The 20,335-nt window shown below is 64.1% G+C and carries 16 protein-coding genes; 9 read left to right on the forward strand and 7 right to left on the reverse strand.

Annotation, left to right across the window (positions count from 1 at the left end; translation table 11 throughout):
- The 5 genes from QMZ05_RS04155 to QMZ05_RS04175 all read right to left on the reverse strand — a co-directional run.
- Positions 1 to 1,306: glycoside hydrolase family 16 protein (locus tag QMZ05_RS04155; protein ID WP_353699619.1), on the reverse strand; the 1,306-nt coding region annotated here is incomplete at its 3' end.
- A gap of 396 nt (positions 1,307 to 1,702) precedes the next feature.
- On the reverse strand, positions 1,703 to 2,713 hold the full coding sequence (gene galE, locus QMZ05_RS04160) for a UDP-glucose 4-epimerase GalE (protein WP_353699636.1): 1,011 nt from the start codon (positions 2,711 to 2,713) through the stop codon (positions 1,703 to 1,705).
- 51 nt (positions 2,714 to 2,764) lie between these two features.
- On the reverse strand, positions 2,765 to 3,769 hold the full coding sequence (locus tag QMZ05_RS04165) for a glycosyltransferase family 2 protein (RefSeq protein WP_353699620.1): 1,005 nt from the start codon (positions 3,767 to 3,769) through the stop codon (positions 2,765 to 2,767).
- Entirely contained in the window at positions 3,766 to 5,034 is a 1,269-nt protein-coding gene (locus tag QMZ05_RS04170; RefSeq protein ID WP_353699621.1) for a cellulase family glycosylhydrolase, read from the reverse strand. The genes QMZ05_RS04165 and QMZ05_RS04170 overlap by 4 nt, the downstream gene beginning before the upstream one ends.
- A 108-nt stretch (positions 5,035 to 5,142) precedes the next feature.
- Positions 5,143 to 6,276: a GNAT family N-acetyltransferase gene (locus QMZ05_RS04175; RefSeq protein ID WP_353699622.1), complete on the reverse strand. Its 1,134-nt coding sequence runs from the start codon at positions 6,274 to 6,276 to the stop codon at positions 5,143 to 5,145.
- A 205-nt stretch (positions 6,277 to 6,481) separates the two neighbouring features.
- On the opposite strand from QMZ05_RS04175, the gene QMZ05_RS04180 reads away from it, so the two are divergent.
- The 8 genes from QMZ05_RS04180 (at position 6,482) to QMZ05_RS04215 (ending at position 16,835) form a co-directional block, all read left to right on the forward strand.
- Positions 6,482 to 8,032 (forward strand): hypothetical protein, encoded by a 1,551-nt coding sequence (locus QMZ05_RS04180; RefSeq protein WP_353699623.1) that lies wholly within the window; start codon positions 6,482 to 6,484, stop codon positions 8,030 to 8,032.
- Between the two features lie 254 nt (positions 8,033 to 8,286).
- Complete coding sequence (locus tag QMZ05_RS04185; protein WP_353699624.1) at positions 8,287 to 9,516, forward strand: NAD(P)-binding domain-containing protein; 1,230 nt, start codon at positions 8,287 to 8,289, stop codon at positions 9,514 to 9,516.
- Positions 9,513 to 10,304, forward strand: coding sequence for a glycosyltransferase family 2 protein (locus tag QMZ05_RS04190; protein ID WP_279704655.1), 792 nt, complete (start codon positions 9,513 to 9,515; stop codon positions 10,302 to 10,304). Before QMZ05_RS04185 ends, QMZ05_RS04190 begins: the two co-directional genes overlap by 4 nt.
- A gap of 46 nt (positions 10,305 to 10,350) precedes the next feature.
- Positions 10,351 to 11,505: a glycosyltransferase family 4 protein gene (locus QMZ05_RS04195; protein WP_353699625.1), complete on the forward strand. Its 1,155-nt coding sequence runs from the start codon at positions 10,351 to 10,353 to the stop codon at positions 11,503 to 11,505.
- Positions 11,502 to 13,472: a hypothetical protein gene (locus tag QMZ05_RS04200; protein WP_353699626.1), complete on the forward strand. Its 1,971-nt coding sequence runs from the start codon at positions 11,502 to 11,504 to the stop codon at positions 13,470 to 13,472. Before QMZ05_RS04195 ends, QMZ05_RS04200 begins: the two co-directional genes overlap by 4 nt.
- 43 nt (positions 13,473 to 13,515) lie before the next feature.
- Positions 13,516 to 14,217, forward strand: coding sequence for a hypothetical protein (locus QMZ05_RS04205; RefSeq protein ID WP_353699627.1), 702 nt, complete (start codon positions 13,516 to 13,518; stop codon positions 14,215 to 14,217).
- Between the two features lie 15 nt (positions 14,218 to 14,232).
- Complete coding sequence (locus QMZ05_RS04210) at positions 14,233 to 15,510, forward strand: glycosyltransferase family 4 protein (RefSeq protein WP_353699628.1); 1,278 nt, start codon at positions 14,233 to 14,235, stop codon at positions 15,508 to 15,510.
- Entirely contained in the window at positions 15,501 to 16,835 is a 1,335-nt protein-coding gene (locus QMZ05_RS04215) for a hypothetical protein (protein ID WP_353699629.1), read from the forward strand. Before QMZ05_RS04210 ends, QMZ05_RS04215 begins: the two co-directional genes overlap by 10 nt.
- Before the next feature lie 42 nt (positions 16,836 to 16,877).
- Here QMZ05_RS04215 and QMZ05_RS04220 read toward each other — a convergent pair whose 3' ends face one another.
- On the reverse strand, positions 16,878 to 18,158 hold the full coding sequence (locus QMZ05_RS04220; RefSeq protein WP_353699630.1) for a GNAT family N-acetyltransferase: 1,281 nt from the start codon (positions 18,156 to 18,158) through the stop codon (positions 16,878 to 16,880).
- Between the two features lie 203 nt (positions 18,159 to 18,361).
- Positions 18,362 to 20,071, reverse strand: a complete 1,710-nt coding sequence (locus QMZ05_RS04225; RefSeq protein WP_353699631.1) for a polysaccharide biosynthesis/export family protein — start codon at positions 20,069 to 20,071, stop codon at positions 18,362 to 18,364.
- Between QMZ05_RS04225 and QMZ05_RS04230 the strand changes: the two genes are divergently transcribed.
- Positions 20,049 to 20,335: hypothetical protein (locus QMZ05_RS04230; RefSeq protein ID WP_353699632.1), on the forward strand; the 287-nt coding region annotated here is incomplete at its 3' end. The two genes, QMZ05_RS04225 and QMZ05_RS04230, sit on opposite strands and share 23 nt — an antisense overlap.

Here is a 20,335-nt window from a genome sequence, read left to right on the forward strand (position 1 = left end):
CCAAATGCTCGGTCCCCGTCCCCGGCGAAGCGGTAACCTGGCTCACCACCGGCAGGACCGGTGGCGTGGTCGGCTGGGTCGGTGGCGTGGGGTTCGTCGGATTGATCTGGAGGCCAGCGAACGTCTTCACCGCACCGGCAAGATTTGCGGCAACGCCGCTTGCGTCACTGATGCTCGCGCCGCCCGCAAGGGTGACCCCGGTGACGGCAAGGGCCGACGTCGCCGTGTTGGTCGACGCAACGGTCGTTTTGAAGGTGAGCGTGCTGGTCCCCGAACCGCCGATATAGGTGGCGGTGCTGCCGTCGTTGAGGGTCAGCGTCGGCGTGCCGGCGACATTCACCGCCTCGTTGAACCCGAGCGTCAATGTCACGGCATCGCCGATATGTTCGACGCCCGTCCCCGGTGACGCCGCAACCTGAGTGACCGCCGGCGGGACCGGTGGTGTGGTCGGCTGGGTCGGTGGAGTCGAGGCAGTGACGTTGGCACCGGTGACGGTGTTACCACTGCCGGCCGCTTGATAGAGCTGGACCTCGGCGACCTGCATCTGCATCGACGATGGGGTCGAACTGTCCAACGCAGTGTGCCATCCGGCCGCGTTGGAATTCGCGACCTGATTGCTCATGATCAGCTGCATCGGCTCGTTCGGAATCTGGACCTGCGCGCTGGTCACCGTCGCAATCTGCTTGCCGTCGAGATACCAGGTCATCGATTGGCCCGGCACCCAGTTGAGGCCGTAGGTATGGAAGCCGGCCGTGAGGTCGACGCCGGTGTCGACCGTGCCGCCGACCGTCCCTGAGGGCGTGTGAAGATGCCAGGTGAAGGCCTGGTTGGCCGGCCCGTTGCCGGTATATCCCCCCTCCTGGATATCGATCTCGAAATTGTCGCCAGAGTTCGAGCCTGCGCCGGGCATCAGCCAAAGCGACGGCCAAGAACCGTCGCCGCTCGGCGCCTTCATGCTGATCTGAAGGTAACCGCCGTCGAATTCGAAATTGCCATAGCTGCTGACGGCACCGGACGTGACCGGAAACGTTTGTGCGCTGCCCTGATTGATGCCGCTGACCTGCTGCGTGATCGCCGTGAGATCAAGGATGCCGTTGTTCACGGTCACCTGGCTCGGCATCTCGTAATCGGCGTCGTATGCGCCGCCCGGCCCGCTGCCGCCTGATCCATTGCTATTCCACGCCCAGCCATTGGCGGCGCGGCTGGTGATGTAGTTGTGCCAGTAACTGTCTAGCGTCGTTCCGGAGAAGCTCTCCTGGTAAACGAGATTGCTCGATGTAAATCCTGCTGGCGCGGCAAGTGCCATTCCATGTCCCTTCCAGAGATTGAACGAAGAATTCCACCGTCGCGAACTGCGCGACCATTCCACTGCCGCGAATCGCGCGACATACCACATGCTCGCCACGCGCAACGGCGCGAGCACATTCCAATGCAGTAACGATTTTGAGGTACGCCCCTTCGACTGCTCGGCGATTGGTTAATAATCAAGTATGGCGAAAAATGGCTTCGATTGAGCTTTCACACAGGCGTTTGCGGTACTCGCGCGCCTTATTCACACGATATTTTGGCGCTGAGGCCTTAGTTCGATTGCGATTGGGATTTAATTCTCGACGGCGCGCGCGGCGAGGTCATTGACTTGGCGGCCGCGCGGCAAGCGGCCCCGAGTCGCGCCGGGCGGCCGCGTGTCCGGCCGCTCGCGAAGCTAGACGTGACGGTATCCGTCAGGATTCATCAGCTGCCAGTGCCAATGATCGGCGCACATCTGCGCCAGCGACCGGGCTGATTTCCAATCCAGCGTCCGCTGCGCAAATGTCGGATCGGCACAGCAGATCGCGACGTCGCCGGTCCGGCGTTCTGCAATCTCATACGGAATTGACCTGCCGCTCGCGGCCTCAAAGGCGCGAACGACCTCAAGAACACTGCTGCCGCTTCCCGTCCCCAGGTTGACCGTGAACACGCCGGGCCGCTCGAGGTGACGCAACACCCTGAGATGACCGGCTGCAAGGTCGACGACATGAATGAAATCGCGGATGCCGGTGCCGTCAGGCGTGTCGTAGTCGTCGCCCCAGATCCTGAGCTTCGCGCGCTTGCCGATCGCAACTTGCGCGACCAGCGGCACCAGATTGTTCGGAACGCCGATCGGGTCTTCGCCGATCAGGCCGCTTTCGTGCGCACCGGCCGGATTGAAATAGCGCAGGATGCCAATGCGCCAATCGTCCTCCGAACGATGAAGGTCCTTGAGCATCTCTTCGATGAAGAGCTTGGTGCGGCCGTAGGGGTTGGTCGGCGCCAGCGGATGCCGTTCGTCGAGCGGCAGGTAGGCCGGCGCGCCGTAAACGGTAGCGGACGAGCTGAAGACCAGCGTCTTGACGTCAGCCCGTTTCATTGCCGACACCAGCCGCATCGTTCCGACGACGTTGTTGTCGTAGTAGGTCATCGGATGAACGTTGGAATCGCCGACGGCCTTCAGGCCCGCAAGATGGATGACCGCGGTCACGCCATAGGTGCGAAGGACATGGTAGATCGCGTCTTCATTCCGGATGTCGTCGCAGCAAAACACAAGCGGTCGTCCGCATATCGCTTCGACGCGCTCGAGAGACGCGCGGTTGCTGTTGCAGAGATTATCGATCACCACGACATCGAACCCTGCGTCGAGCAGCGCGATGCAGACGTGGGTCCCGATGTAGCCGGCGCCTCCAGTCAGCAAGATCATGTCAGTCACCGTGTCGGTCCAACAGGCTCTTCGTGCAATGCCGTCCCCGCGCTAGGATCTCCGGATCAGGGCGCGCGACGACAGTTGCTGTGACAAGGCGTCAGCCATCCCGCCGAGCCGTGCCGTGGTGTAGGCAAACGCGGTAAGACCCAGGCCGGCCACGATCGCCCCGGCCCGCCGCGCCGAGCCGAATTTGCCGCGCATCGCGGCCATGAGTTCGCTCGCCACGGCGCGCGGCAACACTTCGCGAACGTAGCGCTGCTCGGTCTTGAGCCCGTCGCCGGACCCCGCGATGTTCCTCAACACCGCCTTGGCGGTGCCCTCGATCAGGCAGCGGTGCACGAAGTACGTCCACGTGGTGCGCTGCGCCGGCACCGCATGGTGCACCCGCGCGCGCTCCCGATATGCAAAGTAACCGCCGGGGTGCAGGCGCGAGGCCCGGATGCACAACTCTGTCTCTTCGCAGCTCTCGGCCTTGCCGCCGAACCTCGCGCGGCCGCTGACCGAAAATCCGGACTTGCGGCGTCCGAGGTCCGATGTGAAGCCGCCGGCGTTACGCAACACGTCGGCGCGCACCGACATGTTGGCGCCGATCGGATTGCGGATGCGCCCGTCCTGCACGTCCATGCCGGCATAGGTGCAGCCGATGACCCAGCCGAACTCGGCAGGAAACCAGGAAGGCGGCGGCGCTTGCCACAGTGGCAGCACCGGTCCCCCCGCCCCCAGCACCGCTGGATCCTGATAGGCCTCCAGCAGATCCTCGAGCCAGCACGGGTCGGCAGCGGCATCGTCATCCAGGAAGGCGATGACCGGCGCCGTGGCGTGCCCCGCCCCCGTCATGCGTCCACCGGACAGGCCGGGTTGTCCGGCATTGGCGAGAACGGTGACGCCGGCAATCTCTCGCGCGGCACGCGCGCGCAGGGCTTCGTTGTTGTCGATGACCAGGATGATTTCCTTAGGCGCGCGCGTCTGGGCGCGGACCGAGGCGACTGCCCGCTGCAATTCGCCCCAGCGGTCGAGCGTGTGCGCGCAGATCACCACGGATGCATCGGTCATTGCACTGCCCGCCCACTATCCGAAGCCCGGCTGGTTTGCCGGGACTGTGTCGCCCGCGCTGCCGCCGCCTTGAAAACGTTCCAGATCGCGCCGCCGTCATTGCGGATATCGAACTGGTCGTGCTCGTCGACGGGAAAACGCCCGCTGTCCTGACGCGACACCAGGCGCCAGACCAGCCAGCCGGCACAATTGGGATCGCGCTCGAGCTTGTCGAGCCACATGGTGTAAGCTGAAGCCGAATCCGCGTTGGAGCGGGCGTAGCCGAACTCCTCGAGCAGGACCGGCTTGTTGGCGCGCGCCGCGATCTGGCAGAACTCGGTGATGGTGTCGCCGAATTGCTGGACCGTCAGATTGTAGTAGAGCGGATAACCATGCCAGGTCCCGTAATCGAGGGTGGCGATCGTCAGATCAGACAGCTTGTCGGCAACGGCGGCATTGCCAGCGTTTCCCGAACTGACGAGATGGTTGGGATCGAGGAACTTGACGTAGGCCGACATCTCGGCGGTCCAGGCGAGCCGCAGGCTCTCCGGACTCGCATTGCCTTCGTTCATCAACTCCCAAGCCATGATGACCGGATCGTCGCGGTAGGCGATCCCGGTGATGGGGTTGACGCGCTGCACGACGTGGCGAACCCAGCTCATGTAGTCGCGCCGCGTGCGTCGGTCGCGAAAGAAGAACCCGGACTTGTCCTGGCTGCCATACCAGGCCCGCATCTGCTGAGCGCCGCCGGTATAGTCCCAGAAGTCGAGGAAGGCGATGATCAGTCTCAGATGTCGCTTGCTGGCTTCGGCGACCAGGAAATCAACCTTCTGCATTCCATTGGCACCATCGTTGAAGGCCATCCCGCCCTCGCGATCGTCCCAATAGATCAGATAGGTCCCCTTGACGCCGAGATCGCTGGCGTCGGCTTGCATCCGCCACTGCCAGACTGTCGCCATGCTCCCGTCAAGCGATCCGATGACCGGCTGAAGAAAGGTGCGGACCACATTGGCGCCCATCGCCACCGCGTCGTCGAGAACGCGAGTGACTTCGTTCTGCGAACCGAAGGTGAGGTAGTGGTTGTTCACGCCGGTCACGTAGAACGGCTTGCCGCTCGCCGTGAAGCGCGTTCCTTCAACCTTGATGAACGGCGTTGACGGCGGATTGTCTGCTGCTTGACCGTCGCCTGCGCTGACAATCGTGGGGGCGGACAGCAAGGCAAACACCAGTACGCGCAGTGCGGTGTTGCGTAGCCTGTCTTTCAGCCATTTCCATCCAACAATCATGCCCTCCACGTGACTATCACGCGCGTCGGAGCGCAACTTCCCCGAAGGGTTACTCCCTTCGGTGCCACGCTCCGAAGGGTTCGGAGGCCGTGACGCGTTGCGCGCGCGTTACTCGGATTGCTGGATTGCATGCCACATTCGGCTACCCACGCTGCCGAATTGCAGGCAGTCGATGTGCCGCACCACCTCCATCGCGAATGCCGGTGAGCTGCACATGTGAACATCGATCAGTGCATCGACCATGGTGCGCCGGCCAGTCCATAGCTGCGCCATGATCCCGTCCGCCGACGCACATGAGTCGATGGCGGCGACCTGACCTGATTCAAGCAGGGCCTCCGTGATCTTGCTGATCAGCAGCGCCCCTGGGGAAAAGCGCGCGTAGGATGCATCGAATGCAGTCTTCCACGTATAGGCCTTGCGACCGCTGTAGATCAGGACTTGCCCAGTGATCGCAACGCCATCGACGCACAATAAGGCGATCGAGGCGAGATTGTGTGCGGCGAGGTTTCGGATCAGCCGGCGGGCGAACTGTGCGTCGCCGGCGTCGCACAGCAGCGCTGTACCCTGCTTGCCCTTCCAGCTCGCCGCCTCGAGCGCGAGAAAGACCTCGAACGCCGCTTCCGCTTCGGGGGCCGTCCGGCCGTTCACGATCTCCACCTGTCCGGTCGCAGACAGCCGATTCCAGTCCTGGCGCAGCTTCTTGCGGGTCGCACCCGATTTCTTGATCCCTGAGCACCGATCGGCGAAGGGGCGTTCGACGCGAACAAGCTCCCGGTGCTGACCCACGCCCTCGAGCTGGCGGAGCATCGCCGGATAGACAACCGGGTCGGCTTCGAAAGACCGCAACCGGATGATTTTGGGCAAGCAGATATCGTGCCTGATCACGTCAAAAAACGCGGCCATCACTTCGTCGGCACGAGCACGGTCGATCACAGCATTCGAGGTGGACGCGTAAATGGGGATGGCTTCCAGGAATGTGGGCGTCGCAGGCAAATTGCGCCTTTCGCAGAGGGCCCAAAAGCCAACCGGACAGCGAGGGTTCACCCCCTCGTCCCACGCGATCAGGACGTGGATGTCGGCAAAACCGGTATCGGCGGCGGCAAGCAACGCCGCAGGATGCATGAATGCATTGCCATCGACGCGCGCAATCAACTCGTCCCACGGCCCGCAGAGTTCGGCACTCGGTGAGCACCGATACGCGGAAATCGATCCATGTCTTGACGGCTGCCAGCCCACATTCATGCGCCCAAATGACCTTCCTGAGCGGCCAGGCGCAACGTCCCCGAGGGGTTACCCCGCCTGACATCACACATCCGGGCGCTGTTTGGGCATAGTTTTGCGGCCGATCGCCCTGGCGTGGCCGTGTGCCGACGGATCGATCGGCGCTGCCTTCCCGCAAAGTCCCGCGGTCACGGCGGGCAACGAACTGAACGGGCTCGGGGCGTGAATGCGCGTTTGCCTGCATCTTGATCCGTCGCGGCTGCTGCGCTGGCATCTATGGCTGGCGGAGGCGCTTGCCGAAGTGCCCGGCAACGAGGTCTCATGCACGTTCGGCTCCGATCGCCACCCGATGCCGCCGATTTGCCGCTTGCTGCTCGAACTCGAGCGGCTGGTCTACGGCGTTCGCGGAGATGGCGCCACGGATTCCGTCCCGGCCGCGCTCCGGGCACTGGCGCCCTCGTCCACCACACCGGATGTCGTAATCAATCTCAGCGGCGAGAAACCAGTCATCAATGCACGGCGCGTGCTCACACCACATTTCAACGGAATGCCCGGCGAAATCGGGGCGATGGTCGCGCTGGCGAACGGCGAGGATCTGCTTGTCGAACTGCACGATACAACGTGCCCCTGGAGCCCGTGGGTCGCGCGCCCCGCCAGCGCAGACCGCGACGTGCTCGCGGTGACCCTTGATGGCACCCTCTCATGCGCCGTCCTGTTGATCCTCAAGGCCGTGCGCGGGGACAAGCGGTCAGTTGCATCCGAGGCCGCCCGTCCACGGACAAGCGGGCTTCAGGGCGGCTCTTCGGTCCTCAGATGGGCCAGTGGCACGATTGCATCGAAGGCCGCTCGTCTCCTGAATATCATTGCGAAAGGCGGCCGGATGTGGGGCGTCGGCTGGCGCCTCGACGAGGGGAAAAGCCTGCTCGACAGGGGCAAAGCCGCCTTCAAGATGCTCGCTGCGGATGCCGACAGCTATCTGGCCGACCCGTTTCCGTTCAGCCATCGAGGGCAGACCTTCATCTTTGTCGAGCAGTACTCGTACAGGAAAAAGCGCGGATGCATTGCCGTGGTCACGGCAAACCGCGACGGCACTGCGGGCGAGCCGCGGGTCGTCCTGGAGGAAGCCCACCATCTCTCCTATCCCTTTGTGTTCGAACATGACGGACAGATCTGGATGATCCCGGAATCCGGGGCGGCCAGAAATGTCAGCCTCTATCGTGCAATCGAATTCCCCTACCGTTGGGCCCGGGAAGCGTGCCTGATCGACCGCGTCGAGGCCTACGACTGCACGCCATTGTTTCGCGACGGCCAGCCGTGGTTCTTCGTCAGCCCCAGACGGTGGCGATCCTCGTCATGGGACATCCTCGACATCTACCGCGCGGAAAGCCTGACCGGGGCCTGGGTCCCCCATGCCGCAAACCCAATCCTGATCGACGCATCGCTCAGCCGTCCTGCAGGTGCCTTCATCGAGCACCGCGGCCAGATCCTGCGCCCGGTCCAGAATTGCTCACGCGGTTACGGCGATGCGGTAACGCTCTGCCGGATCGATGCGCTCGGGCCGTCGGAATTCGCCCAAGCCCCGGTCGGTGTCATTCGAGCCACAGGCTTCGGCTGCCACACCTACAACCGCGGGTCCGGCCTTGAGGTGATCGACGTGTTCGGTCGCGTCGGGCAATTGCGAGAGGTCACGGCCACCTATGAGCCGTTCTCGGCTACGGTTTCAGCCTCTGTCGAACGGCAACCCGCCTGGTCTTCGGTCTCGGCCGGCTTCGGCTAGACAGAAATCACTGCAGGGCGGCGCCGGTGATGCGGAGCCATTCCGCGGAGGCACAAAACGGATAACTACAAAGAGCTAATCATCTATCGCGCTTCCACTGCGAAGCGGCATCAGCAATCCTCCTCGTCTCAGGCTAGCTGGAAGAGGGCCTCCCGGAGAGAGTTTAGCGTGTTTATCTCCCGATCTCTTTTTAGTTGCGTCTTGATTTTTATTCACGTGCGGGAGGTGCGCATATGGGCCGATCGAGCACATCCGTGGATGTGGCCGTCATAGGAGCCGGCCCCTACGGCTTGTCGCTTGCCGCGCATCTGCGCGCGCGCGGTGTGGAGCACCGGATCTTCGGTGAGCCGATGGGCCCCTGGAAGCACAACATGCCCCGCGGCATGCTGCTGAAGTCCTATCCCTGGGCAACGTGTCTCTCCGATCCCGCATCGGAATTCACCGTGAAGTCGTTCTGCACCGAACGCGCCCTGCCCTATCATGACGTGCTGACACCACTGACGCTCGAGCGGTTCATCGAGTACGCCGACGCCTTCCGGATGCGGTACGTGCCGGCGGTGGAGAGCAAGGTTCTCACCGCGCTCGAGGCCGCAGGCGACGGCCTTCGTGCCAGCTTTGACGACGGCGAGACGGTCAACGCGCGGCGCGTCGTGGTTGCCGTCGGCCTGCATCCGTTCAAGCGCCTGCCGCAGGACGTCGCGCATTTCCCTGCCGAGCTGTGCTCGCACAGCGGCGACTATGGCCCGCTCGACTCGTTGGACGGCAAGGACGTTATCGTGGTCGGATCCGGATCGTCGGCGACGGACCTGGCCGCGCTGCTCCATGAACGGGGAATCTCGGTTTCACTCGTTGCACGCGCACAGCAGCTGCGTTTCGCCAACCGGCCCCGCAACCGCTCTTCAATCGAGCGGGTGGTCGCGCCATTGAGCGGTATCGGCCCGGGTTGGGCCCTGTCGGCTTGTGCGAAGTATCCTCAGCTTATCCAGCTGCTGTCGGAGGAGCGTCGCATCCAGCTCGCCAATCCCAAGGCGCTGGGGCCCCTGGGCGGCGCCTTCGTGAAGGACCGCGTCGTCGGAAAGGTGCCGATGTGGCTCGGCACCTCGATCCAAGGCATCGAGATCCGCAACGGCAAGGTGCAGCTCAACGTGGTCAACGCCGGCCGCCCGGCGCTGCAGACCGACCATGTGATCTTCGCGACCGGATACAAGACCGACCTAAGCCGGCTGGGCTTTCTGAACCAAACGCTGCTGCGCCGCATCCGCCAGGTCGAGGGGGCGCCGCAGCTTTCATCGCATTACGAGACCTCGGTCCCGGGCTTGCATTTCATCGGTCCCGCCGCGGCAAACAGCTTCGGCCCGGTGTGTCGGTTCGTCTACGGGACCTATCACCCCGCTCGGGCTCTCGCACAATACTTGTCAAGCATACTCGTACGCGCGCGACCTGCGCCCCAGGTCCGGCCTTTTGATCGAACGGTGTTGCCATGAACGCTCCTGTCGCCAATAGCCTGTCCTACATCAGCAAGGTACCGGCACCAGACGCGATCAATCTCGCGCTGGGACGGCCGCTGATGATGCCCCGCGTGAGCTTCGTCGTCCCGACCCTCAATGAAGCGAAGAACCTCCCCTGGCTGCTGCCGCGCATCCCGACATGGGCGCATGAAGTCATCATCGTGGACGGCCGTTCGACGGACGACACGGTCGCCGTAGCGCGCGGACTGCGCGAGGACGTGAAGGTCGTGATGGAGCCGCGCCGCGGCAAGGGCGCCGCGCTGCAGGCCGGATTCCGGGCCGCCACCGGCGATATCATCGTCATGATCGACGCCGACGGCTCGATGGTGCCGGAGGAAGCGATCGTCTTTGTCGGCGCGCTGATCGCCGGCGCCGATCTGGTCAAGGGCTCGCGCTTCCTCCAGGGCGCAGGGACCGACGACATGTCGACGTTCCGGATGCTGGGCAATTGGGGCCTCACCATGATGGTGCGCATGCTCTATGGCGGCTCGTTCTCCGACCTGTGCTACGGATACATGGCATTCTGGACCAAGCACGTCCCCACCCTCAACTGCGACTGCGACGGCTTCGAGATCGAGACCCTCATCAACGTGCGGGCGCTGAAGAACGAGCTGAACATCGTCGAAGTCGCAAGCTTCGAGGCTCCGCGCATCAGCGGCTTGAGCAATCTGCGCGCCATTCCCGACGGCTGGCGCGTCCTCAAGACGATCCTGCGCGAGAAGGTGCGTTCTCCGGTCTCGCTCGTCGCCTATGGTTATCCATAGCCGGTCCGAGCGCGACGCAAGTCCACGATGACGGTGGGTGAGCCGCATGCGTATCCTGATGGTTGCCGCCCGCTGCTACCCCTTCGTCGGCGGTATCGAAACCCACATCCAGGAGGTGGGTCCCCGTCTGGTCGCGCGCGGCCACTCGGTCGACGTGCTCACGACCGATCCATCGGGAAAATTGCCGGTCGAGGAGAACGTCCGCGGCATGTGCGTGCGGCGCGTGCCGGCCTGGCCGAGAGAACTGGATCTCTATGTCGCACCACAGGTCTATACGGCGATCCGGCGCGGCACATGGGATCTAATCCACTTCCAAGGTTACAGCACTTTTGTGGTGCCCATCGGACTGCTTGCGGCGGTCCGCACCAAAGCCCCGTTCGTCCTGACCTTCCATAGCGGCGGGCATTCGTCGCGGCTGCGGAATGCCGTGCGCGGCACCCAGCGCGCACTGCTCCGGCCGCTGCTGGCGAAGGCCGCTCGGCTGATCGGCGTCTCCGAATTCGAGGCCAGCTTCTTCAGCACGAAGATGGACATCCCTCGGGAGCGGTTTGTGGTCATCCCGAATGGCGCCGCGATGCCGGCCGCCAGCCCCGGCGTCAAGGTCGACCCCTGCTTGATCGTCTCGAGCGGCAGGCTGGAGCGTTACAAGGGCCATCACCGCCTGATAGCGGCGATGCCGGGCTTGATCCGCAGGATGCCGAATGCGCGCCTGCACATCGTCGGAACGGGGCCTTACGAGGGCGAACTGCGCCGTCTCGTCAGCGCACTTGGCCTTGACGATCAGGTCACCATTGCGGGCATCCCGGGATCCGAGCGGCAGAGAATGGCCGACCTGCTGGCGAGCGCCGGCCTGTTCGTGCTGCTGAGCGACTACGAGGCCCATCCCGTTGCCGTGATGGAAGCGCTGTCGCTGCGCCGGCCGGTCCTCGTCAGCGACACGTCGGGACTGCGGGAGCTCGCAACCAACGGCCTGTGCCGCGCGCTTCCGCGTGACGCGGGTCCGGACGAGATCGCTGGCGCGATGGCCGAAGAGCTCGAGGCGCAGCGAGAAATCCCCGATCTGGCCTTGCCGGATTGGGACGCCTGCGCAGAGGCGCTGAGTGACGTTTATCGTGATGTGGCGGGCAACTCGCCGACGGTCAGTTTCCCGCGCGACGGCGCAGTGGGCTTGCGATCCGCCATGAGGGCACGCGGCGGATGATACGGGCCTATTTCAACGCCGAAACCGCGATCGCGCCGGCGCGAGCCTGGATGCATTCCATCCTTGGCGTTATCGGCCCTGACCTGCGCGGTGGCGACACCGAGACCGCGCCGGATTCCGCGAACTCGAATTGGATTGCGGCGCTGTGCCTGGTCGTCGCCGTAGCCCTGCTGCTGGTTGCGGCCGGACAGGGTGCCGGTCGCCGCGGCAATGACGTGGCGCCGCTGCTGTTCTGGTCGGGTACCCTGCTGGTGGTCGTTCCGGCCAGCCTTCGCATCGCTTGGCCGAGTGTGGCCCGGGGCGAGCGTCTCTTCCTCCTGGTTCTCCTCGCCGATGCCCTGTTCCTCCACAAGACCATATATTCGCCCACGGGTTTCGCGCACCATGACGAATACTTGCATTGGATCGCGGCTGAGGACCTTACGACTGCCCGCCGGCTCTTCCTGTCCAATCCGCTCTTGCCGATCGCGTCGGTGTATCCCGCGCTCGAGATCGTGACGACGGCAATCACGAATCTCACCGGCTTGCCCATTTTTGCGACTGCGACCCTGCTGTTGGCAGTCCTGAAAGCCACCCTCATCACCGCCCTGTTTCTGTTCTACGAGAGGATCACGGGATCTCCGCGCATCGCGGCCATCGCCTGCCTGACCTACATGGGTTGCTCGACCTTCGTGGTGTTCGAGTCGATCTTCTCCTACGAGAGCATCGCCTTCGTGCTGTGCATCTTGATTCTCGCGGTCGAGGCTGCATCGAAGGATCTCGTCGGGCGATCGAGATCGAGCGCGCTCGTTCTGATCGCACTGCTCGTGGCGAGCCTTGCGGTCGCACATCACCTTACGGCAGCCTTTGTCGCCTTCTACCTTGGCATGCTGGCGGCCTTGGAGGCCTCGCGGCGGGATGTCTCGCTCCGGGTCCAGGCGAGGATCGCCATGGGCGCCACCGCGGTACTTGCCATCGTCATCCCGCTGGTATGGGTGCTGGCGCACGGCAATCCTTTCACAGGTTACGTCGGCCCCGTGGTCGAAACCGGGTTCAAGGCACTGCTGGCGAAGCTCACGGGCACCAGCACGCCGCAATCAGAACACGTCAGCCCGCCGTCCCAGCCCATCTTGCTGCGCCTGACCACCTTGCTCGCTATCCTGCTCACTTCTGTCGGGCTGGCTACGGGCTTCTTTCGATCGCTGGCCATGACAGCACCGGCCAACCTGCGGTCAGGCTGGCGTCCGATTCAGGGCATCCTCAAGCGACGCTGGCGTGACAGCCGCGTCGTGCTGCTCACCTTGCTGGCCTGCGGCTTTCCCATCTCGGTTGCATTCCGCTTGACCGTGAACGGGTGGCAAATCGGCAACCGGATGGGAACGTTCGTGTTCATCGGCGTCGGATTGGTCTTTGCAGTCGGTATCGTCCATTTCTGGCAGGGCCGCGCGGCACGCGGATGGCGCCGGATCGTACCGCCCGCAGCGATCTCGGTCATCGTCATGGGTGGGGTCACGGCGGGTTCAATCGAACCGATCCGTGGACCTTACAAGGTGTCGTCGGACGCGCAGTCCATCGAGCGCATGGGAATCGAGACGTCGCTCTGGACCAAGGAATGGCTTGGGCCAGGCAATCGCTTCACCAGCGATCGGGTCAATCGTCTGCTGCTTGCCGGCTACGGCCGGCAGGACGTGAGAAACAAGATCAACCCAGCCATCTACGCTGCTCGCGTGTTCAGGCGCGACAAGCTCGGGGCAGACGATTTCTACGCTCTCGCCAGGAGCGACCTTGATTTCCTGGTGGTGGATCTCCGTCTGACCACCGCGCCGCCAGTCCTCGGTTTCTATTTCGAGCCATGGGAACCGCAACAAGGAACGCAGCTCACGGCCGACGAGCTGCTGAAGTTCAATGACGTCAAAGGTGTCTCCCGCACTTTCGACAACGGCTATCTCATCATCTATGACTTGAGAGGACTGCATGGCGAGCCCTAGCAAGCGGGACCTGCTCGGCGCCTGCCTGTGGGCAGGAGCGACCGTGGCTGCAGTTGCAGCCAGCGACAGCATGCTCCTGCGGGTCATCCTGGGCGTGCCCATGGCCCTCCTTATTTCCGGCCATGTGGTGTTGCGCGCGATCGGCGTAAGGACCGCGTCGCTGACGGAACACCTCGTCTGTTCGATTGGCGCGAGCTTCGCTGTCACCATCGCCGGAGGCTTTGTGCTGGATGCCATGGGATTGCTCGTGCCGCTTGGCTGGGCATTCTGGTACCTGGCGGCGACAATAGCCGCGATGCTGCTCGCTCCCAGCGACGGCAACGCCTCAATCCCCAGAGCCTGGCCGAGTCCGCTGCGAATGCAGCGCTGGCAGGGAGCGGCGGTCGCGCTGGCGATGCTCGTGACGACCGGAGCTTATGCGCTCGCGATCCACGATCAGGCGGTCGAGCGGCAGTTCAACTACACCGACTTCTGGATGCTGCCGCCGGCCAAGGGCGATCCGGGCCAACTCGTCATTGGCGTACGCAGCGCAGAAGCCCAGGCTCAGCAATACGACCTGGAAGTCACCCTCGAGGGGAAACCGATCGCGGTCATCCGCTCGCTGACGATTGCACCAGGCGACACCTGGGTGCGGAAGGTCCCTGTGCCCATCCTGGCGGTCCAGCAGAAGGCCGAGGCCCGGCTCTACCGGCCGGCCGACGACAAGCTCTATCGCAGGGTCTCGGCGCTGGTGCCGGGTAGCTGAGGCGGAGGCTCGGCGATGCGCATCTTGCTGCTGTCCCAGTTCTATCCCCCGGTGATCGGAGGTGAGGAACGCCATGTCCGCAATCTCGGCGCCGCGCTGGCGCAGCGCGGCCATGACGTAAGCGTTGGGACATTGATGCGGCAGGGATCACCGGAGAGCGAACTGGACGGCGCGGTCCGGGTCCATCGATTGCGCGGCACGCTGCAGCGGCTGACGGGACTCCACGCCGATCCCGAGCGTCGGCACGCACCGCCCTTCCCGGATCCCGAACTGGCACTCGGCCTGAAGCGGCTGATCGATCGCGAGAAACCGGATGTCGTCCACGCCCATAACTGGATCTATGCCTCCTTGCTGCCGCTCAGGGCGCTGACCGGAGCCCGCTTCGTGGTCACGCTGCACGATTATGGCCTGGTGTGCGCCAAGAAGAATCTCATGCATCTCGGAGCCCAGCTTTGCAGCGGACCGGCGCCGGCGAAGTGCCTGCCATGCGCGACCCGGCACTATGGCGCAGCGAAGGCGACCGTAACCACCGTCGGCAACTGGGCGTCGAGCTTCGCTGCCCGGCGCATCGTGGACCGCTTCATCGCCGTCAGCCACGCCGTGGCAGATCACACCGGGCTCACCCAGGGCAGCGCGCCATATGAGGTGATCCCCAACTTCGTGCCCGACGATGTCGAGGTGCCCGGTCCGGAGGACGCCTGCCTGCGCGAGTTGCCTGACGACGGCTTCATTCTGTTCGTCGGCGACATGATGCGTCTCAAGGGCATCGATGTCCTTCTCAAGGCCTATACCGGACTGAACCGGCCGCCGCCGCTTGTCCTGATCGGACGCCGCCTCGCCGATACGCCGGCCGAATTCCCGCCGAACGTCCGCACCTTCAGCGCATGGCCGCACTCCGCCATCATGCATGCCTGGCGGCGATCCCTGTTCGGCGTGCTGCCGTCGACCGGACCTGAGGCGTGCGCCACCGTCATCATGGAAGCGATGGCGTGCGGCAAGGCCATCGTCGCAACCGATATCGGCGGCATGCCGGATCTGGTCGATCACGGCGCGACAGGATTTCTCGTACCGCCCGGCGACGCGCCGGCGCTGGCCAACGCGATGCAGGCGCTGCTGGATGATCGCGCTTTGCTGGCGCGTCTCGGGGCGGCAAGCCTGGCCCAGGTGGGACGCCTGAAGGCCGGAACCGTCGTCTCGCGGATCGAACAGGTCTACCGGGATGTCCTGCGCGCGGCGCCCGCTGATGTCGCAATGACCGCATACCGGGATTCGGGAGAGCCATCATGCCGATAGACTTCGCCCGGATTGCCATCACGCGGCTGCGCCAGGCTCTGCAAAAGAGCGCCGCCCTGGTCATGAATTCCGGCGCGCTGGCGACCGGAACGGTGGCGACGGCTGGCCTTGGCTTTGCCTATTGGTGGCTCGCAGCCCGGCTGCTTGCGCCTGACGTGATGGGGGTTGCTTCCGGTCTGTTGTCCATGATGAGCCTCGTCACCCTGTTCGGCGAGTGTGGGCTCGCGACCCTGCTCACCGGCGAACTGGTTCGGCATCCCGGCAAGGAGCCCGGGCTCGTCGCGGCAGCAGCTTCGCTTGGCGTTGCGCTGTCGGTCAGTCTGGCCTTGTTGTTTGTCGTCGGGCAGACATTCCTGATGGGGTCGACCGGGTCGGTCGATGATTGGTTCGGGGGATTGGCCTTCATCGTCGGCTGCGGCCTGAACAATCTCACCGTCCTGGGCGATCAGGCATTCGTCGGCATTCTCCGCAGCAGCAGCAAGATGATCCGCCTGGTGCTGTTCTCAATCTTCAAACTGATGCTGCTTGCTGGTGTGACCGCCCTCGGCTTCACCTCCGCTACTGCGCTTCTCTGGACCTGGGTGGCCGGATTGCTGGCGTCCTGGATCGGGGTCGATCTCCTGACCAAAGGAGGCGCGCGCCGCCTCATCGGTACCCCCGATTTCAAACTGCTCCACGCGCATCGTCGCCGCGTCTTCGGGCATTACGCACTCGACGTCGCATTGCTGGCGCCGGCCCTTGCCATGCCCTATCTCGTGCTGGTGCTGCTGTCGCCGACCACCAATGCCGCGTTTGTGGCGGTATGGATGCTGGTCTCCGTCGCAGCCCTGATTCCATCGGCCATGGCGATGGTGCTTTTTCCCGTCGTCAGGGCAAGCCCGAAGCAATCGAGGCACAACATCCTCGTGTCGCTCACGGTATCCCTGCTGTTCTCGCTGGTGTGCGGCGTCTTCATCTTCACCTATTCGCAGCAGATCCTGGCAGTCTTCAATCCGGCCTATCCCGGGATCGCCGGCTCGGGCCTGCGCCTGCTCGGATTCAGCCTGCTTGGATCAACCCTGAAATTCCATGCCTGCGCGCTCGCGCGGCTGACGGACAGGATGCGCAACGCGGCTCCCTGGTTTGCGCTCGGCGGGCTATTGGAGCTCTGCTTTGCCGCCCTCGGAGCGCATCTCGGTGGACTTCAGGGCCTGGTCCTGGGCTGGACGCTCGCCGTCAGCATCGAGGGCGCCTGCGCGGCGCTCTGGTTGATGTCGGCTACGAAGCTGGTTGCCGGCGCCGATCCCGTGCTCCAGGGCTCGACCTCATCGCCGTTCCAAACCTGAGAAAATCCCGCTCTTGAGACACGCTGCTTCCGGCGAGGCCGTTCATGGCCGTTGAACGGTCTCGGCCGGGCAGCCATCGTCATTTGCGGTCGCGACCGGCGCTGTCGGCCCGCTCGTTTGCCTTCGCAGAAACCGTCCCAGGACCTGCCGCGCGCGCCGAAGCCGCTCCTCGATGCGGCGCTCCAGGGTATCGGCGCCCAGCACGATCCACGTCATCGCGTGCTCGGCATTGGCAAGCTGGGACTTGTGCCGGGCAAAGCCCGCCAGGAAATCGTAGCCGCGCTCCCCGCGCGACATGCTGTCCTCGATCGACAGCACATGGCTGACCAGGCCGGGCTTCAGCCGGCCGTCCGGCTCATAGAGAAAGCCGCTCTGATAATTCAGGACATGGCCCTCGTGCACGAAATTGTACAACACGCCAATCGTCTGCCCTGCGACCAGCGTCCGTGACATGCGGATGGCGCCGCTGGGAATTCCGCGTGCGATCAGATCTTCATGAAACGGACGGAAGCCCGGGTTGACGAAGGAGCCCTTGGATCCCCAGCGCGATTGATGAAAGCCGGCCAACACGTCGAACGCGGCAAGCGCCTCCGATGTCGTCTCCATGACTCGAAACTCGACAGCGCCCCGTTCGGCATACAGCCTCATGGCACGATTGATCGCTTGCCGGGTGCTGCGGCCCAACGAGGCCCGGTAACTCCCACTCTTGGCACTGCTCTTGGCACCGATCTTGGTGAAGTCGACCCACCGCGCAACGTCGGCCTCCCGCACGTTGGTCAAGAGCCCGCTCCGGCGCGCCACGCCTGTGGCCGTAGCCTCGAGATCCGGATCAATTCCGGACAGGACAAGCTCATCGGAAGCGCTCAAGCTGTGCGCCAGGGCGTCGAGACATGCCGCCATGACGGGAGCTGCCAGATCCCGCTCGGCAAGGATGCCGTTATACTCGATGAACAGTCGGTCGAAGCCCGCGTCGCCAGTTTCGCTGAGCAGCCAGCGCGCCCGGCCATGCGCTCCGAGGCTCCACACCGTCCGCCGGCAGACGATCGCCAATCCGACGGTTCGCCCCGACGTCTGCGCGATCAGGACATGCGGATGCGCACCGCGCGGGAGATGGTTGAGCCACGTGCCGACCCAGAGCCAGGACAGATAGAATGAATGCGTCGCGCGCGCTTCGAGCTCCCTCCAGCAGGTTTCGAGTTTCGCAATGTCCTGCAAGGGCTCGATGCGGACGTCGATGGGCGCATCATGGCGCCTGGCTTGCTCGACCGTAGCCGCGCGATCGGGTTCCGGTTCGATGACCGAGACGACGTGACCAGCTGCCATATGTCGATCCTGAAACTCCAGCGGCTATGGCGGCGATCCCGAAGCGCGGCCGGGATGGTTCCCACGGCGAAATTTTCATCTTCCAGGCGCGGGATGTGAAGGCGTTATCCCTGGCTACCCATGGCGGCGGGTTGCACCTCAATGGGGGTAGCCCTCCGGGATATCCGGCGGGCATTCCACACGGTACGCCGTGCCGCCGGGCATCACTTTGGACCGGGCGCCTGATCCGCAACCGCCCGGCCAGTCTCCTGGCGGTTGGTGGCCCGCCCAACCGACGATCGATCGGCCGGTGATGCCGTCGGGGCTGGCGAATTGGCGTGGTTCGAATTGACCTGGTTCGAGTTCACCTCGGTCGCATTTGCCTGGCTCTTCGCATCGCCGTCACCCAGGATGACGTTCACGAGATCGCCTGGCTGCAGCACGGTCATCCCGCTGGATTCGATGGCGACCGGCCCGGCCGGCGTTTGCCGCACCACCTGATAAGTGATCCGGTCTGCTTCTTTCGAGAATTGCGCACGGGTCGCGGGTAGCGCGCTGAGGATCCCCTCGCTGGTATTGTACTCACGCTCATTGTCGTTGATCTGGCGCTCGATGGTCTCGATCTCGAGCTCCAGGTCGTTCCTGACGTCGGACTGGATGCGGAATCCTTCGGCCTCAAGCGTGGCGAGGCGCTGCTTCGCCGTCGCGTACTGATTGAGGGCTTCTCGCTTACGCTGCTCGGCGTCGGTCAGCTCGCTCTGAACCTGATTCAGTACCGTTGCGCTGATCACATTGCGGTCCGCGAGCGCGCGCATGCTGTTGACGCGGTCCTGGCGCAGCTTGACGAGGTCGTCGAGCGACTCCATGCGGCCATACACAACAACATCCTGCTTGGCCGCTTCCAGCGCAGTCTGAAGCGCGCGCTCACGGTTCGCGCGGGCGGTAGCGACCGACTTGCGCCGCTCGCCCTGTTCGTGGACAAGGTTGGAGGCCTCATTCGCTCCCACCAGTTCGATCAGTCGAAGCGGAATCTTGGGCTCGGCGCCGTCGCGTTCGGCCTTCAGCACGGCTGCGCGCGCCAGCAGCTTCAGCATGGCATCCGCCGCCCCGCTCCGCTTCAGGACTTCCCGCACCGCCTCGATCTTCTGCCATGGCTCCGAGGTGCCGCGATCGAGCCCACCGCCCAGCGCCAATGCGTGCAGCACGGTCATGCCGGACACGAACTTGTACGAGCCGGGATTCTTGACGGGCCCCAGCACGTAGATGGGTGAGCGCTCGATCGATAGAATGTTGACCACTCCCTTGCGGCCGAGCAGGCGATCGAAGCTCTCCGCCAAATCGGTACGAACCTGTTGGGTTGACCGGCCGGCAACCCGAATGGTGCCAAGCAACGGCACCGAAATCGTGCCGTCCTCCTGCACGGTGTACGGGACGCTCAGCTCCGGACGCTGCACGAGACCGCGCAAGGCCGAGTTCGACGAGCGTCCCCACTTGTCCTCCTCGACGTCGACGCGTTCGTAGAAGGCGATCGTCAATTTGTCGCCGACCCCGCACAGATCTGCGGCCGGCGTATCGCGCACCGGAGTGACGATCTTGGAGCGTTCAGCGATCGTGAGAACAGGAGAGTCGCTTGGCGCGATCGTCGTCATCGCCGGCGCGCTTGGCGAATCCTGCGCCGTCACCGCGGCCACTTGTGCCGGGGCCGGAGACGGAGACGGCTTGTCGTACCGGGTACCGAGCGCGGCAAACGCCTTCTGCGCCATCGCGCGCGAGAATATCTCGACAGCTCCCCAGTTCTTACCCGCGGCCACGGCCACCACGGCGAGGCTGACGACAACAAGGAGGGCTCTTCTTCCCCATCGAGAGCGGGGTGGCGTGGGCCGAGCGGGCTCGGACTTTTGTTCGACAACCATGCACGCGGCTTTCGCGTTCAATGCTGGCAGCCACATCGCCGAACGCGACCGTGGCGCCAAATGCAGCACTACGACAAGCAAAGACCTGGCTATCGTGACCCCTGGGATGAGGCCGCACAACTATCCCATTGTGGGCACCCCTTTTGAGGGAAAAGCGGAAAATCCCTGTGCAGACGGTCATTCGGACCGGATCGTTCAGGTTCCGCTCGCCATATCGGCTTCCGCCAATGGCACGACCCGGCGGGTTGCCGACATCCCGTCGCACTTGCAGCGTCAAAGCGAACA

The organism is Bradyrhizobium sp. INPA03-11B, from assembly GCF_040446015.1.
Taxonomy (GTDB): domain Bacteria; phylum Pseudomonadota; class Alphaproteobacteria; order Rhizobiales; family Xanthobacteraceae; genus Bradyrhizobium; species Bradyrhizobium macuxiense_A.

Excerpts from the sequence above, each read along its gene's own strand:
- galE (WP_353699636.1), bottom strand. The coding sequence starts at position 2,713 with ATGATCTTGCTGACTGGAGGCGCCGGCTACATCGGGACCCACGTCTGC.
- QMZ05_RS04165 (WP_353699620.1), bottom strand. The coding sequence starts at position 3,769 with ATGACCGATGCATCCGTGGTGATCTGCGCGCACACGCTCGACCGCTGG.
- QMZ05_RS04170 (WP_353699621.1), bottom strand. The coding sequence starts at position 5,034 with ATGATTGTTGGATGGAAATGGCTGAAAGACAGGCTACGCAACACCGCA.
- QMZ05_RS04175 (WP_353699622.1), bottom strand. The coding sequence starts at position 6,276 with ATGAATGTGGGCTGGCAGCCGTCAAGACATGGATCGATTTCCGCGTAT.
- QMZ05_RS04180 (WP_353699623.1), top strand. The coding sequence starts at position 6,482 with ATGCGCGTTTGCCTGCATCTTGATCCGTCGCGGCTGCTGCGCTGGCAT.
- QMZ05_RS04190 (WP_279704655.1), top strand. The coding sequence starts at position 9,513 with ATGAACGCTCCTGTCGCCAATAGCCTGTCCTACATCAGCAAGGTACCG.
- QMZ05_RS04195 (WP_353699625.1), top strand. The coding sequence starts at position 10,351 with ATGCGTATCCTGATGGTTGCCGCCCGCTGCTACCCCTTCGTCGGCGGT.
- QMZ05_RS04200 (WP_353699626.1), top strand. The coding sequence starts at position 11,502 with ATGATACGGGCCTATTTCAACGCCGAAACCGCGATCGCGCCGGCGCGA.
- QMZ05_RS04210 (WP_353699628.1), top strand. The coding sequence starts at position 14,233 with ATGCGCATCTTGCTGCTGTCCCAGTTCTATCCCCCGGTGATCGGAGGT.
- QMZ05_RS04215 (WP_353699629.1), top strand. The coding sequence starts at position 15,501 with ATGCCGATAGACTTCGCCCGGATTGCCATCACGCGGCTGCGCCAGGCT.
- QMZ05_RS04220 (WP_353699630.1), bottom strand. The coding sequence starts at position 18,158 with ATGGCAGCTGGTCACGTCGTCTCGGTCATCGAACCGGAACCCGATCGC.